The organism is Maribacter sp. Asnod1-A12 (genome assembly GCF_045063735.1).
Taxonomy (GTDB): Bacteria; Bacteroidota; Bacteroidia; order Flavobacteriales; family Flavobacteriaceae; genus Maribacter.
The window spans coordinates 1,718,239-1,732,323 of sequence record NZ_JBEFNZ010000006.1; the positions used below are offsets into that span (position 1 = coordinate 1,718,239).

The 14,085-nt window shown below is 30.1% G+C and carries 14 protein-coding genes; 6 read left to right on the forward strand and 8 right to left on the reverse strand.

The window, feature by feature from the left end; translation table 11 throughout:
* The gene (locus tag ACJJVP_RS07305) at positions 1 to 993 is read right to left on the reverse strand and encodes a tyrosine-type recombinase/integrase (protein ID WP_405412205.1); all 993 of its coding nucleotides are present in this window, start codon (positions 991 to 993) and stop codon (positions 1 to 3) included.
* Complete coding sequence (locus ACJJVP_RS07310) at positions 962 to 2,230, reverse strand: site-specific integrase (RefSeq protein WP_405412208.1); 1,269 nt, start codon at positions 2,228 to 2,230, stop codon at positions 962 to 964. Before ACJJVP_RS07310 ends, ACJJVP_RS07305 begins: the two co-directional genes overlap by 32 nt.
* Before the next feature lie 243 nt (positions 2,231 to 2,473).
* Here ACJJVP_RS07310 and ACJJVP_RS07315 point away from each other — a divergent pair, with 243 nt between their 5' ends.
* Complete coding sequence (locus ACJJVP_RS07315) at positions 2,474 to 2,818, forward strand: helix-turn-helix domain-containing protein (protein WP_405412209.1); 345 nt, start codon at positions 2,474 to 2,476, stop codon at positions 2,816 to 2,818.
* A 297-nt stretch (positions 2,819 to 3,115) separates the two neighbouring features.
* On the opposite strand, the gene ACJJVP_RS07320 is transcribed toward ACJJVP_RS07315, so the two are convergent.
* On the reverse strand, positions 3,116 to 3,709 hold the full coding sequence (locus ACJJVP_RS07320) for a hypothetical protein (RefSeq protein WP_405412212.1): 594 nt from the start codon (positions 3,707 to 3,709) through the stop codon (positions 3,116 to 3,118).
* Positions 3,710 to 3,773: 64 nt separating this feature from the next.
* Between ACJJVP_RS07320 and ACJJVP_RS07325 the strand changes: the two genes are divergently transcribed.
* The 3 genes from ACJJVP_RS07325 (at position 3,774) to ACJJVP_RS07335 (ending at position 7,186) form a co-directional block, all read left to right on the forward strand.
* Positions 3,774 to 3,998, forward strand: a complete 225-nt coding sequence (locus ACJJVP_RS07325; RefSeq protein WP_405412214.1) for a helix-turn-helix domain-containing protein — start codon at positions 3,774 to 3,776, stop codon at positions 3,996 to 3,998.
* Between the two features lie 260 nt (positions 3,999 to 4,258).
* Complete coding sequence (locus ACJJVP_RS07330; RefSeq protein ID WP_405412216.1) at positions 4,259 to 5,806, forward strand: hypothetical protein; 1,548 nt, start codon at positions 4,259 to 4,261, stop codon at positions 5,804 to 5,806.
* Between the two features lie 15 nt (positions 5,807 to 5,821).
* A complete protein-coding gene (locus ACJJVP_RS07335; RefSeq protein ID WP_405412218.1) occupies positions 5,822 to 7,186 on the forward strand; it encodes a DUF5689 domain-containing protein in 1,365 nt (454 codons plus the stop codon).
* Positions 7,187 to 7,188: 2 nt separating this feature from the next.
* On the opposite strand, the gene ACJJVP_RS07340 is transcribed toward ACJJVP_RS07335, so the two are convergent.
* The 3 genes from ACJJVP_RS07340 to ACJJVP_RS07350 form a co-directional block, all read right to left on the reverse strand.
* Positions 7,189 to 7,590, reverse strand: coding sequence for a response regulator (locus tag ACJJVP_RS07340; protein ID WP_405412221.1), 402 nt, complete (start codon positions 7,588 to 7,590; stop codon positions 7,189 to 7,191).
* A gap of 118 nt (positions 7,591 to 7,708) precedes the next feature.
* Positions 7,709 to 8,116 carry a response regulator gene (locus tag ACJJVP_RS07345; RefSeq protein ID WP_405412223.1) on the reverse strand — a complete coding sequence of 136 codons (408 nt, stop codon included), beginning with the start codon at positions 8,114 to 8,116 and terminating at the stop codon, positions 7,709 to 7,711.
* A gap of 14 nt (positions 8,117 to 8,130) precedes the next feature.
* Entirely contained in the window at positions 8,131 to 10,323 is a 2,193-nt protein-coding gene (locus ACJJVP_RS07350) for a PAS domain S-box protein (protein ID WP_405412224.1), read from the reverse strand.
* 132 nt (positions 10,324 to 10,455) lie between these two features.
* On the opposite strand from ACJJVP_RS07350, the gene ACJJVP_RS07355 reads away from it, so the two are divergent.
* Together ACJJVP_RS07355 and ACJJVP_RS07360 are read left to right on the forward strand one after the other, a co-directional pair.
* On the forward strand, positions 10,456 to 10,920 hold the full coding sequence (locus tag ACJJVP_RS07355; RefSeq protein WP_405412226.1) for an ankyrin repeat domain-containing protein: 465 nt from the start codon (positions 10,456 to 10,458) through the stop codon (positions 10,918 to 10,920).
* A 3-nt stretch (positions 10,921 to 10,923) separates the two neighbouring features.
* Positions 10,924 to 11,709: an amidohydrolase gene (locus tag ACJJVP_RS07360; RefSeq protein ID WP_405412227.1), complete on the forward strand. Its 786-nt coding sequence runs from the start codon at positions 10,924 to 10,926 to the stop codon at positions 11,707 to 11,709.
* Here ACJJVP_RS07360 and ACJJVP_RS07365 read toward each other — a convergent pair.
* Together ACJJVP_RS07365 and ACJJVP_RS07370 are read right to left on the reverse strand one after the other, a co-directional pair.
* Positions 11,693 to 13,309 carry an Ig-like domain-containing protein gene (locus ACJJVP_RS07365; protein WP_405412229.1) on the reverse strand — a complete coding sequence of 539 codons (1,617 nt, stop codon included), beginning with the start codon at positions 13,307 to 13,309 and terminating at the stop codon, positions 11,693 to 11,695. The two genes, ACJJVP_RS07360 and ACJJVP_RS07365, sit on opposite strands and share 17 nt — an antisense overlap.
* Before the next feature lie 45 nt (positions 13,310 to 13,354).
* On the reverse strand, positions 13,355 to 14,062 hold the full coding sequence (locus ACJJVP_RS07370; protein ID WP_405412231.1) for a ComF family protein: 708 nt from the start codon (positions 14,060 to 14,062) through the stop codon (positions 13,355 to 13,357).
* Positions 14,063 to 14,085 lie beyond the last annotated feature (23 nt).

Below are 14,085 nucleotides of genomic sequence, written 5' to 3' on the forward strand. Positions count from 1 at the left end.
TTATTTTTTTGGAAATATATCAGTAAATGTTGTATCCAATTTCTTTAAAACTTCAGGATACATTTTTGTAGTTAATCTAATATAGTTTTCGGTAGATTTTAAAGTTGAATGTCCCAAGTATATGGATAGTATAGGAAAACAAGAATTAAAATCATATCCTTGGTTGGTCATGTTTACTATGGAAGTTACAGCAAATGTATGTCTAAGATCATGTATCCGAGGATTTCCATCTATACCTTTTGGTTGCATTCTCATTATTGTAATACATATTTTAAACCATTCGTATACGGTGCTTCGTTGTAATGGTTCTCCTAAGATGCCAACAAAAAAGTAATTTGGATCTTTTGTTTTTTGAGGTAAGTATTTCTTATAATTTAAATATATTTTGCACTGTTGAGCTAATGTGTCTGAAATTGGAATTAACCTTTGAGATCCATTTTTAGAATCTGTTACATTAAGGGTCTTATTTTTAATATTAACATTTTCTTCCAGTAGTGAAAGAGCCTCACCTCTTCTAATACCCGTAGCGTATAAAACTCTAAATAATAATGGTATAGAGAATAAATTAACATTATTACCTTTTCGAGTAAACTCTAGATTATCACAGATAGTGAATAGTCTTGTAATCTCATCTGGCGAAAAAATAAAAGGATTAAAAGTAGATTTTTTATAATTGGGTAATTTTGGTATGAAAGTTTCTATATCTAATATGTCTAAATAGTCTGCAAGTTTTTTTAGATAGAGTATTCTTATATATTTTGCTTTATCACTTTCATTTGGTGCATATTTCGCCCATTTATTACAGAAGTCGTAGGAGATACCTGGTCCTTTTTCCTTTGTTTCCGTTGCAAATTTGTCAATTCTATACAAATGGGATTCGGCAGCTTCATATTTATATCCAAGTTGACGTTTTAGTTTAATATATTCCGAAATATGTTTACCATATACACTTGTAAATAATTTATTCGTAGAATTTCCCTCCTCCTTGTTCATAGAAATTTTTGTTAACAGGTGATACATTTAAAATGCATTTTTGCATAGATTTAAGGTCGATGTGCATGTATGCCTTCTTTGATTCTAAACTTTTGTGTCCAAGTACTTGAGTAATTGTATGTAACGGAGTGCTTTTTTCGAACATGCGTGAAGCCAAACTATGTCGTAAAGCATGTGGTCCTATTTTTCTATTATTAACTTTTACTCCGGATGTTCTAATCAAACCTGAAATAATTTGATAAATCCCTGAATTTGTCATTGTGTTACTGTAAGGAGGAGTATTAGTAATAAAGATTGATCTAGAATCGCATTGTGGTCGTCCAAATTTTAAATAGTCTATAATAGCATTACCTACATCCGAAGTCAAGGGTAATGTAAGATTTTCAAGAGTTTTGTTTTGATTGAATGATATTAATTGTTTCTCCCAGAGAATTTCATCTAAAGATAGTTTAGCAACATCTGATGCTCTTAATCCATATTTTACTAATATTAAGGTGATTGCGTAGTTTCGTTTACCTATTGCTGTTGAACGATTAATAGTTTTTAAAATTTTAAGAACTTCTTTTTCGCTGTATGTTGATAGTAATTTTTCTCCTTTTATCTTTTTAACACTTGGTATTCTTTTTGAAATATTTTTTTTAATGATATTCATTTCAAAAAGATAACTTGTAAATTTTCTTATTATGCTAGTAATAGTTGCAGTTGTAGAATGAGATGTTTTTTCTATTTGATTCAAATAGATTGTAATAAATTGAAAGTCAATTTTTTCTGGAGAATTTAAATTATGTTGCTTACATAGTTGCTGAAAATTAAATAAGTGTCGAGAGTGGGTTCTGATATTTCCAATAGATAGCTTCTCTCTATGTAGTTTATTAATAAAATCAATTATTATTTCACCGATTGCTCCTTCAAACTTTGGTAATTTATTCCCTAAGCCCTTTCGCAAAGTCATTCTAGAGTTCTCCTTGTATTCAATTAGATATTTAATTATTCTTATGTAATTTTGAGTATATTTTGACCTAGGGTCATAAACTTTATCATTAAAGAAATGAGCAATAAATAAATCGCCTACTTCTTGATTAAGTTCTTCATGATTATTATCAATGATGTATTTACGTACTTTTTTCCAAATCAAATTATATTTATAAATACCTGACTCAGAGAATTTAAGTTTGTGACGCATATAATTTGATGCGTCATGAGTTAGGGAATTGAATTTTTCGAACTTCTCATTCATATTAAAATTTTATATTAAGCACATTATTAATGACATATTTTCAAGGTGATTCAAGGCTTTAAATTGTAAATTGTAATAAAGAGGAATTTTTTTATTTTTTATTTTTTTGGAAATTGCATTTATAGGATTATTATATAATTTTAGGTCAAAGGGATTGAATTTTTGAAAAAATATAGGATTATTATATATTATATCCATAGATTATATAAGTATACAATATAAATTACATAAACAGATAATTTTATGATATCTAGAGAATATTTTGGGCATAAATTGAGAGGGCTTCGGAAGGAACGGAATATGACTCAGTCTGAACTTGCCAATAGATGTGGTATTAATCAAGCACAGGTTACTAGATATGAAAAAGGGCAAAATTTACCTACAGCTAAAATGATCAAAAGAATAGCGGAAGGACTAAATGTTAAGATTGAGATTTTTAGCGAGGTAAGTGAAATTTCAATTAACTCGCTTGACTCAGATTATGAGAAATTAAGGGATTCATTAATTAACCCAGAGCAGAAGTTAGCATTAAGATATGTATTGAGAAGTTTTTACTTAAGTACAAAGACAAAATTAATCAATGACTAGATCAATGTATATTAGTTATATTTTATTAAATAAATAAGAGGTAGTATGGCACTAGATGATATTTAATTCTTTAAGAATATCTCTCTTCATTTTACTCAAAGAATGTTTATGAAAATCAGCTTCATTTGTAGGTATTCCATGGCTATAGATAAAAGTTTAGTTATTGGATGAATAAGGTGGAATTAACTTAAGGATTTAATGAGTTTACAGTAAAAATATTAAAAGTAAAACAAGCGCCTGTCAGAGAATACCAATTAAAATTTTTTAAAAAAAAGGACGTTTTCGTTTGTATGAGTTTCATTCCTTTTTTATAATATATTGAATTTTGGAACTAAAATTAAAAGATTTAATTTTCCAATTATCTTCTCTTTCTATCCAGATTAACCCCTTTCGTTGAAGCCCATTTATAATATTCCAAACATTAGAGTCTGAAATATCATTGTTGAAAATGTGCCGGTATATTAAATCTTTCCTTCTTAACTGGATAATACCTTTTAGTACTTTAATTTCATCTATAGACAAACTTCTTATAATTTCATCTAAGGATTCATCTTTTAAGTGGAAGTCACTATAATTAGGCGAGAATTTTTTGCAGTTTGGACATATTCGAGGATATAATGCTATAAAATCTAAGAAATCTTTACGATTAATTACTGTAATTGTTAAAGAGGAATAACAAAGTATGCAATTTTTAAAAGTTAAAAGACACTTTGAGTTTTTAAGAATATTTTGAATTATTGCTAACGATATACCATCGTTTGAAATGTCTTCGTTAATTGGGTATGTAAATGTATTGTTATCATATGTCCAGTATTTTATAATATTGACAAGCAAGCTTTCAGTTGCTTTATTTGATACAATAATTTCATATTTGAATCCTTCTAATTCCATAATAAATATAATGACATATATGTCATTACAAAAATGACTATTTCTTCTGACTTTTCATAATTCTATGAAGGGTCATATACGTAACGACAAATTACTTTTAAAAATTTCCAACAGATTAAAAACACTTAGATTTCAAAAAGGTGTTACTCAAGAGGAAGTGTATAATGAGACTGGTGTCCATATTTCACGAATTGAAGCAGGTAAATCCAATATTTCTGTAACTACTTTACATCGTCTTTGTATTTATTTTGAGATAGATTTAGTAGAATTTTTCACTTTTATGAAGTAAAAATTTAAAACTCAGATTCAATTTCCGGTATATTTTTTCTCGTGCAAATTTTAATACGATAAGTATTTCTATAATAAGAAGAGAATTACATTAAAAATGGAATTCTCTTCTAACAATTAGATGCATTCGTTTCTACGATAAACCAGATAAATTATCTCAACTTTTTTTTATTAAAAACCTTGCTTAAATGCACTTTAAGACCAAGTCTTTGCATAATAAAATACTTTACATAAAAAAAGTTATGTCAAACTTTACATAATTTGAATTCACCAATAGGAGCTAATTTTCAAAGTGCAAATGAAGCAAAAGAAGGTTTTGTAGAAAACAGTCAATTAGATTGGGAAAGTGTGTATAGAGCGAACACGAGTATAAGTCAAAATGGGGAAGCTGCATATGTTTTGTATGATGACACTACCAAAGACAATCAGCTAACTGCTAGAGTAACATCTAATATTCATATAGATAGTCATTTGAAGCTAGATTTAGGAATAACTCATAGACAACTGCATTCAAAAAATTTCGCACAAATTAATGATTTACTAGGGGCTGATTATCACCGAGATGTCGATACATTTTCGGAAACTCTAAATGATGTTTCCTCTGAAGTAAATAAGAATAATGGAGACATTTTTAATTATAATTATGATTTAAAAGGTAGCAATAGCGAAATGTATACCCAGCTTAATATGCATTACAATAAGGTTAAATTATTTGCATCTAGCAAATATTCCATAGTTGATTATCAAAGAATAGGGGCTTTTAAAAATGAACGTTTTATTGACAATTCTTTTGGGAAGAGCGAACGTGTGAAGTTTTCTAATTGGTCCTTAAAATCAGGTGTGTCCTATACAATAACCGGTAGGCATTGGGTAACTGCTAACGCTGCAATAATAAATAAAGCACCTGTATTACAAAATATTTTTATTAACCCAAGAGAGAACAATGATATAGTGCCAGATTTACAGAGTGAAACTATAACTAGTACAGATGTCAACTATTATTTAAGAATGCCGAAGTTGACCGGTAGATTTACTGGTTTTTATACTCGTTTTCAAAATACAACAGATATTAATTTTTTCTTTGTTGATTCTGGTGTAGGGTCAGATTTTGTACAAGAAGTAATTACAGATTTAGATAAGTTGCATTTAGGAACAGAACTAGGCTTAGAATATCAATTATCAAGTGCGGTAAAGTTGTCTTTAGTAACCTCAATTTCAAAATACGTGTATGCCAGCAATCCATTTGTGACCATTAATTTTGATACAGCTGGTGCAAATGAAGATGTAATTGATGTGTCTGGTTCCAAATTTTTAGGGCAATCTGCGATTAAGGATTACAAATTAGCACAAGGTCCACAAAAAGCTATTGCTACAGGTATAGAATATAGAGATCCTAAATATTGGTGGGTAAGTATGACCGCAAACTATTTGGCTAATAATTACTCGAATATTTCTACTATAACGAGAACACAAAGTTTTTTGATAGACCCAGAAACACAATTAAGATTTTCTGATGCAACCGATGAAAATGTACAAAATTTGTTAAGGCAACAGCCATTAGATGATTTTTACTTGTTGAATATGGTTGGGGGTAAATCTTGGTTAAAAAAAGGCAAGTATATAAGTGTATTTGCAAGTATTAATAACATTTTTGATACAACATTTAGAACAGGAGGTTACGAACAAAGTAGAAATGGCAATTATGGGCAATTGAAAGAAGATAACCTAAGCGGTAGCCCTTCTTTTGCGCCAAAATATTGGTATGGTTTCGGTAGAACCTATTTTTTAAATTTTGCCTTTAGTTTTTAAAAAGATTTAATGCATATGAATGTTAAGAGAAAAATATATTTTACGGTGATAACTACTGCAATTATGTTATTCTCTTGTGTAAAAAGTAAAGAGTTTGATATTCCTAATATAGCATGTTCAGATTCTCCTTTTGATTTCATTAGTATTTCAGATCTTAAAAGCTTGTATAGCGGCGAAACATTTCAAATTCAAGAAGATCTGGTTGTTCAAGGGTATGTAATTTCGTCGGATAAAGAAGGTAATTTTTTTAATATTATTCATTTTCAAGATAAAGAGAATAATCCTTTACAAGGCTTACAAATAGAATTAGAATTAAGAGACTCTCATTTATTCTTTGATGTGGGTCAACAAATTTTTATAAAACTTAAAGGATTGTATTTAGGCGAGTCTAACGGCGTTTATAAAATCGGTGGTGTATTTAGCTCTTTCGGTAATTTAAGCGTGGGTAGATTACCAAAAAATATTGTTTTTGACCATGTTTTAGTTTCTTGCGAGAGTAATGTTGGTGTTGAGCCAATTTCAGTTTCAATTTCAGAATTAGATGAAAAAATGGTAAATACCTTGGTAAAAATAAATGATGTAGAGTTTCAACAAGATGAGCTGGGTGAAACTTTTGCAATTAGTGAGGAAGAAACATTAAGAACATTAGTTGATTGTAACGATAATGAGATGTTTTTGATTAATAGTGGTTATTCAAATTTTCAATCTGACATTTTACCAGAATTTATGGGTACAGCTACAGGTATATTAACCATAGAGAGCAATGAGTTTGGGTTGATGATTAGAAGCACTGATGATTTAAATTTTGATCAGAAACGATGTGAAGATTTGGTTGATGAATTTACCTCTTCATCAATTTTAATATCTGAAATTGCAGATCCTAATAATAATGCAGGTGCAAGATTTGTAGAACTATATAATACATCTGCAGAAAGTCTATCATTAAAAGGATGGACTTTAATACGCTACACAAACGATAATACAGAAGTAAGTTCATCTATAGACCTGTCTGAATTTGAGATGAAAGAAAATGGTTTTTTGGTAATTTCACCTAATAGCGAAGAATTTGAAAATATTTATGGTTTTGCACCAGATGTTTCGGTAGGTACGAATTCGCCAGCAGATTCAAACGGGGATGATACAATTGTACTTATAGACCCTTTTGGTAATTTAGTAGATATTTTTGGTGTAATTGGGGAAGATGGTAGTAATACCAACCACGAATTTGAAGATGGTAGAGCATTAAGAAATATAGGGATAGTTTCTAATAGTTCAGTTTTTAATTCAAATGAATGGACCATTTATAATGATACAGGAGAAGCTGGTACAATAAATCTACCACAAAATGCGCCATTAGATTTTACCCCTAATGAACGATAATTTTACGAATTAACTTCAATTATTCTTTTGATTGCTTCTTTAGTTAAAGGTTTGACAATATAATCTTTAACTAGTTTGTAATTTTTTGCTTTCTCCATATAGGCAGGGCTTATAAATGAGCTAGTGATGTAAATATGAATATGCCCAATTTTGTCTTCCGGTAGTTCTTCAAACTCCTCTAAAAATGACCAGCCGTCTCTATTGGGCATATTCAAGTCAAGAAAAATAACATCAGGTAAGGTTATATTTTCGACCAATAGACCAATTAGACCATCTAAGGCTTCTTGACCGCCAGAATAATATAAAATATTGTCACTGAAATTTTGATGCTGTAGTATGCTTTTGCTACTTATTGAAAAAAATTCATCATCATCAATGATGCAGCAACTATTAAATACGCCCATATATTATTAATTCAATTAAAATCAAAAATCAAGTAATTAAAGTTTGCCCTTGCATAGTTGATTTCTAATAGAAGATACATTAATTTATAGATAGCAAGAAAAAGTACTGATCTAAAAACTAATTATCTTCTGTGCTTATTAAAATTTTTGTAAGATCATCTGGTGTAATTGGTTTTAAAATATACGTATCTACTTGTTCATAGTCTTTTACCTTTTCTAAATCTCTAGGATCTACCGATGAACTAATAATATAGATTATAATTTTTTCAGACCTTTTGCTTTTGCATTCTTTGAATTCATCCAAAAATTCCCAGCCATTTAAAATAGGCATGTTAAGGTCTAAGAATATGACATCTGGCAATGGTTCATTAGCTATACATGCTTGCATTAAACCGTCTAGAGCATCTTGTCCGTTATTATAAACTATGATAGATTCAGAAAAATCTATTTCTTTGATTATTCTTTTTGTCCCGTATACGAATATAGGATCGTCATCTATAATACAGCAAAGTTTAACTTTCTTCATAATCAATTTTAAATTTAGCTCTGTTTTAGTTCAATAAATATAGTTGTTCCTTGGTTGACTTTGCTCTCAATATTAATAGTACCATTCATTGACTCTATTTGGTTTTTTGTAATAAATAGACCAATGCCTTTCGCATCTTTATGTTTGTGAAAGGTTTTATACATACCAAATATTTTATCTCCGTGTTTTTTTAAATCAATCCCTTGACCATTGTCTGTAAAAGTTATAAGTATATTATCTGCCGTCAATTTCGATTTTATTTCAATTATAGGAGTTCTTTTCTTGGAGCTATATTTTAAAGCATTTGTAAGAATATTTAAAAATATACTTTCTAAATAGGCAGGTACGGCATTTACAAAATGACACTTCGAAATATCAATATCTAAGATTGCATTTTGTTCTTCAAGTAATACATTTATACTTTTTGTTGTTTGGTTTATTGTATTTATCACACTAACGCTCTGTAATTTTTCTAGTGCTCCGGTTTTTACTTGGACTACATCGTTTAAATGATCAATAGTTTCTGATAAACTGTCAGTCGCGCTCTTGATCATTTTACTTAAATTCTTCTGCTCTTCTTCGTCATTTTCTTCTCCTAGAAATTTTGACAACATAGTCATATTAGTAGAGTGCGATCTAAGATTATGAGAAACTATGTGTGCAAAGTTAGTTAGACTTTCGTTTTGACTTTTAGTAACTTCCACTAGCGACTCTAATCTTTTTTCTGATTCGATTCTATCGGTAATGTCTAAAAATTGAGTTATTGCATAATTAGGTTCTCCTTCCAACCCTTTTACAGGGGTTACTCCAATTATGGCATATACTATATTTCCATTTTTATGAAAGTACCTTTTTTGTAGTTTTAAATCTTTGCTTTTACCATTGAAAACATTGTTTTTAAAAGTTTTACTATCATCAATGTCCTCTGGGTGAGTTATGTCTGTGGCTGTCATCGTCAATAATTCTTTTTCAGAATACCCTAAACTTTTAGATAGGCTTTTGTTGACTTTGAGCCATTTAAGCTCTGGGCTTATTAGGGCCATTCCAATTGCGGAATGCTCAAAAGTTTCGGCAAAAGATTTGGTGCTACTAGCTAACTGTTGTTCTGTACTTCTTAAATCGGTAATGTCCCAATTGGCACCTTTCAATTTAATTGTTTTACCATTAATGTCCTTAATGGTTTTTGAAATACCTTTAATGTATTTTACTGTACCATCTTTGAGTTTGATCCTAAATTCTTCATCGAAATCCTTTATGCCTAAGATCGCATCATTAGTAGCGTTAAGAGCTTTTTCTTTGTCATCTGGATGTATGGTAGATGACCATGCTTCTAAAACCCCGGTAAATTGATTTTTATCAACATTAAAAACTTTATACATTTCATCGTCCCAAGTTAATTGGTTCTCGATTAAATTGTAATTCCACAAACCTATTTGAGCAGTTTTTGTAGTTAATTTTAAACGTTCGTTGATTTCCTCGTTAGCTAATTCAATTTTTTTTCGTTCATCAATATCTTGAAATGTTCCGAAAAGTCTAATCACTTTATCATTTAACATTTCTACTTCTCCCATTGCTCTGACCCACAATTCTTTGCCTTTTGCGGTAATAATAATTAGTTCAATATCCCAAGCTTTACCTGTTTCTATACCTATATTGACTAATTCGGTAATTTTATTTCTATAATATCCTTCTTTATAAAAATTAATACCTGTTTCTAAATTAGGGACAAAACTTTCATCAACTTCATGAATTTTTTTGGTAGTTCTTGTCCAGTAGATTGTGTTTTCAATTAAATCTATTTCCCACCCGCCTATTCTAGCTACAGATTCAGCCTTAAGAAGTAGTTCTAATTCATTTTGAGCTAGAGTAATATCTTCTAAAAAAATAATTAACCCCTCTAATATATTATTGTTAATCAATGGAGAAATTTTCCATTTTAACCAAAGTATTTTACCGCTAGGTAATATAAATTTCTCTCCTTTATTTTTATTTTCTTGACTATTTAGAGCAGAAGTAACAGCTTTATTGAAATCAATCGGTACTTCAGAAATCACCTCAAAAAGGTTTTTACCTATAACATCATTGTTGTTTTTAGTAAAATTGCATTGCCATTGGTTAGAGTAGTTAATAAAGTTTAACTTAGTATCGACTATGGCAATTGCATTGGGGGACTCTTTTAATAGAAAATCAACGGCTAATGTTTTCAATTATTTTTATTTAATTTTAAAGGTACATATTTACTTTAAAGTAAGAAAAAATAGTTGATTGGTAAGAAAATACCTCTGCGACAAACTATATGCTAACATGCTGTTTTATAGAATAATTAATTATTTAAGACAATGAACGAGTTTTTTTTTAAAGTAATAAGAGATGGTAGTTTTAACGAGGTCAAGTCAATGCTTGAAAAAAATCCAATTCTCATTAATAGCAAAGATCAAAGAGGTTCAACACCTTTGATTTTAGCTACTTACTATGATGAAATTGAAATCGCTACTTTACTGTTGGATAATGGAGCGAAAATTGATGCCATAGATGCTTCTGGCAATACTGCGTTAATGGGTGTTTGTTTTAAGGGTTTTACAGATATTGCTAAACTTTTAATAGATAAAAAGGCTCAATTAAATGAACGTAATGCCATGGGTGCGACATGCCTTATATATGCTGTGCAATTTAATCGTATGGAAATTGCGAAGCTGTTAATTGCAAATGGTGCAGATAGGTCAATAAAGGATAATAGGGGTAATTCAGCTTTAGATCATGCTAAGATGCAAGGGTTAAATGCCTTTATTGATTTGTTGGAGTAAGGTATGAAACAAGAAAAAAACAGTCTTAAAATCGCCTTAATTCAATCTTCTTTATTTTGGGAAAAGCCTGAATTGAATAGGGATATGTTTGGTATGAAGATCGATGAAATTGATGATGAAATTGATTTAATTGTATTACCTGAAATGTTTACTACCGGTTTTACTATGCATCCTGAAAATATAAAGAATAAGGAAGGTTCATTAACTTTGGATTGGATGAAGAAAATTGCAACTAAGAAGAAAATTGCAATTGTCGGTAGTATAGTATTCAAGGATAATGGGGCAAATTATAACAGGTTGTTTTTTGTACGGCCAGATGGGGAATATGTCACTTATGATAAGCGACATACTTTTACATTGGCTGGTGAAAATGAAAAATATAAGGCGGGTAAAGAACGATTAATTGTAAATTATAAAGGTTTTGCTATTTGTCCGTTGGTTTGTTATGACCTGCGTTTTCCTGTTTGGAGTAGAAATACAGATAATTTTGATGTGTTATTGTATGTCGCAAATTGGCCAACACCTCGCATTAATGCTTGGGATGCTCTTTTAAAAGCTAGAGCTATTGAAAATATGGTTTATTGTATTGGAGTAAATCGAATTGGGGTAGATGATGTTGGACATAATTACCCTGGTCACTCAAGCTTATATAACCCATTAGGTCAATTAGTAAATCTTTCTGAAAAAGAAGAGACCATAATTGTTGATATATTCAAGAATGAAGTAGACGAAGTAAGAAATAAGCTTCGTTTTTTAAATGATCAAGATCGATTTAATCTATTAAATTAAATGTTTCAATTTTTTCCCAGTTAGCACGTAGTTCTATCAAATTGGGGTAATAACTTATCTTTTCTGGTTGTCTTCTTTCCAAAAAACTACCCGTATCCCATTTTCCATTTTCATTAGAATCAAATATTACCCGAGCTTGATATTTACCAGGATCTAAATTAATAAAACTATAGGCTTGAGGTTCTGTAGAGTAAGTTTCCCTTAATACTTCTCCCTTTTCATTTGTAAGCTGTAATATTATTGGGTATTCAATTTTAGTGCCGTTTAAATTCAAAGTTAGATTACCATAATCTGCAGGACTTTTTGTGCGAAATGAATAAGCTACAGAGTCATTAGATGTTTCGAAAAAATCTGTTACGGCTCCGGGTACTAACTCCATTCTATAACTTTGGTCGGGATCGATTTGAAAATCAAAATGTATTAGATTTTCTAAAGTATCTAGCTTTAAGTTATAAGCTATCTCGACAGAATCTTTATCCATTAATTTTATTTTAGTACTATCAAAACTAACTAATGGGGTGTTGCTTAAAAGATTAATCGGTTTGTCTATTTCTATATTTCCGTTTTGACTCATTGAAAGTTTCAAAGAATCAAACGCTACTTTTCTATTTTTTACTTTAAACGTATCTTTTACTTGTAAACTTTCATTCGTAATGGTAAATAGTATGGAATCCATTGCGTAGGGCGTAAACCAAAAGTTCAACGTGTCTTTTTCTCGATCTTTAATAATTTTGGTTCTAACGGTATCTGGAATCTTAGTGATTGTTTCGATTAGTATGTTGGAGCCTTCTCCATAATATCCGAAACTAATTCTATTACTAGCCTCCATACTGGGTACGGCTACGCTATAATCAGGGATTTCTTTGAAAAGATTTAATAAATATATCGAGTCTGTAGGCAAATTTATTGTGTCATTTATAAAGCCTATTTTATCCGTTTTTTGATCAAATAAATTATTGCTAGAGGCATCTTTTAATCCAAATAGTGCATATTTACCATCTTTTAGATTGTTAAGCTTGAAAATCACGGCACTATCAAGGGTGTTGGTAATATAATTTGGAGGTTTTTTATAAACTGTAGAATCTGTATAACTTGTGTCGATTTTATAGAGCATTACGCTTACAAAGTCATCTGCCTTTTTATTGAATGCGTCTTTGATAACCCCTTTAAGTTCTAATGAATCTATATAATCTCCGGTTGAGAAAACATAAGTAAAAAATGATTTCGGATTTTCTTCATTGTTGTCAACAATACCTTGTCCAAAGTTAAGAGTGTATGTGGTATTTGGTTCTAAGGTATCTTTAATAGTGATTTCTACATATTTGTTGGCATTGCCAATAGGTGAAAGTACAGGCGAATTTTTTAATGGAGGAGATATTATAAGTTGTTTTTGAATATCATTTAGTTTCACTAATTCATTAAAGTATAGCCTAATTTTTTGTCCTTTAAAATTTGTTGTCAAATTAGGTGGGTCTGCTCTAGTTAATTCTGGGGGAGTAATATCTTTTGGACCACCTGTAGGAGTACCACGTTGAGCACATTGATAAGACACCAATATAATAATCAAAATAAAAATGAAACCTAAAATTTTTCTGCTCATTAGTATAATTATGGAACGCAAAGAAACAACTTATTTTATAGAATTCTAATTCTTTGGAACAACGGCCATGCTAGAAATATAAATGTCCAAACCTTCAATATCTTTGAAGGTGTTGGCGCAAATTTCTAAAGTTGCACCTGTGGTAATTACATCATCAACCAATAATATAGTTTTGTTTATTAAAGCTTCGCTATTTTTTATTTCGTACAGAGACCTGTTGTCATACCATCTATTTAGCCTATTTTTTTTGGTCTGAGTTTTTGTATTTGCTGTTTTAATTAGTGTGTCATCTGTATAAACTGAGTTAATATGTAATGCAATTTGCTTTGCAAAAAGTGCTACTTGATTATAACCGCGTTTTTTTAATTTTTTTCGGTGTAAGGGAACGGGGATAACAAAATCTATTTGAGGTAGATCACCTTGCTTTTTTAAAACTTGTCCGTGCCAATTGCCCAAAAATTCACCAATACTTTCTTGATTTTTATATTTTAAAAAATGTATTAGGTTTTTTACAATTCCAATTTCGGTAAAGAATAAGAATGAATTTGCTTTTTTTATGTTAATTCGACCATAAAAAATACGGTCAACGGCATTTTCTTCGTTAAAGGTATACTCGGTAAGAGGCAATTGATGTCGGCAAGATGTACAGAGAAGAACCTCTCCTCTATATAATCGAGCATTACATCCAAAACATGATATTGGTAACAGTATGTTGGTAACATCCTTTAGTATATTTGAAATTCTGTTTTTCATCAAATTTTACAGATTAAACCACC

What these genes read in the sequence shown, in the direction of transcription:
- ACJJVP_RS07305 (WP_405412205.1), bottom strand. Translation starts at nt 993, where the DNA reads ATGAACAAGGAGGAGGGAAATTCTACGAATAAATTATTTACAAGTGTA.
- ACJJVP_RS07310 (WP_405412208.1), bottom strand. Translation starts at nt 2,230, where the DNA reads ATGAATGAGAAGTTCGAAAAATTCAATTCCCTAACTCATGACGCATCA.
- ACJJVP_RS07315 (WP_405412209.1), top strand. Translation starts at nt 2,474, where the DNA reads ATGATATCTAGAGAATATTTTGGGCATAAATTGAGAGGGCTTCGGAAG.
- ACJJVP_RS07320 (WP_405412212.1), bottom strand. Translation starts at nt 3,709, where the DNA reads ATGGAATTAGAAGGATTCAAATATGAAATTATTGTATCAAATAAAGCA.
- ACJJVP_RS07325 (WP_405412214.1), top strand. Translation starts at nt 3,774, where the DNA reads ATGAAGGGTCATATACGTAACGACAAATTACTTTTAAAAATTTCCAAC.
- ACJJVP_RS07335 (WP_405412218.1), top strand. Translation starts at nt 5,822, where the DNA reads ATGAATGTTAAGAGAAAAATATATTTTACGGTGATAACTACTGCAATT.
- ACJJVP_RS07340 (WP_405412221.1), bottom strand. Translation starts at nt 7,590, where the DNA reads ATGGGCGTATTTAATAGTTGCTGCATCATTGATGATGATGAATTTTTT.
- ACJJVP_RS07345 (WP_405412223.1), bottom strand. Translation starts at nt 8,116, where the DNA reads ATGAAGAAAGTTAAACTTTGCTGTATTATAGATGACGATCCTATATTC.
- ACJJVP_RS07355 (WP_405412226.1), top strand. Translation starts at nt 10,456, where the DNA reads ATGAACGAGTTTTTTTTTAAAGTAATAAGAGATGGTAGTTTTAACGAG.
- ACJJVP_RS07360 (WP_405412227.1), top strand. Translation starts at nt 10,924, where the DNA reads ATGAAACAAGAAAAAAACAGTCTTAAAATCGCCTTAATTCAATCTTCT.
- ACJJVP_RS07365 (WP_405412229.1), bottom strand. Translation starts at nt 13,309, where the DNA reads ATGAGCAGAAAAATTTTAGGTTTCATTTTTATTTTGATTATTATATTG.
- ACJJVP_RS07370 (WP_405412231.1), bottom strand. Translation starts at nt 14,062, where the DNA reads ATGAAAAACAGAATTTCAAATATACTAAAGGATGTTACCAACATACTG.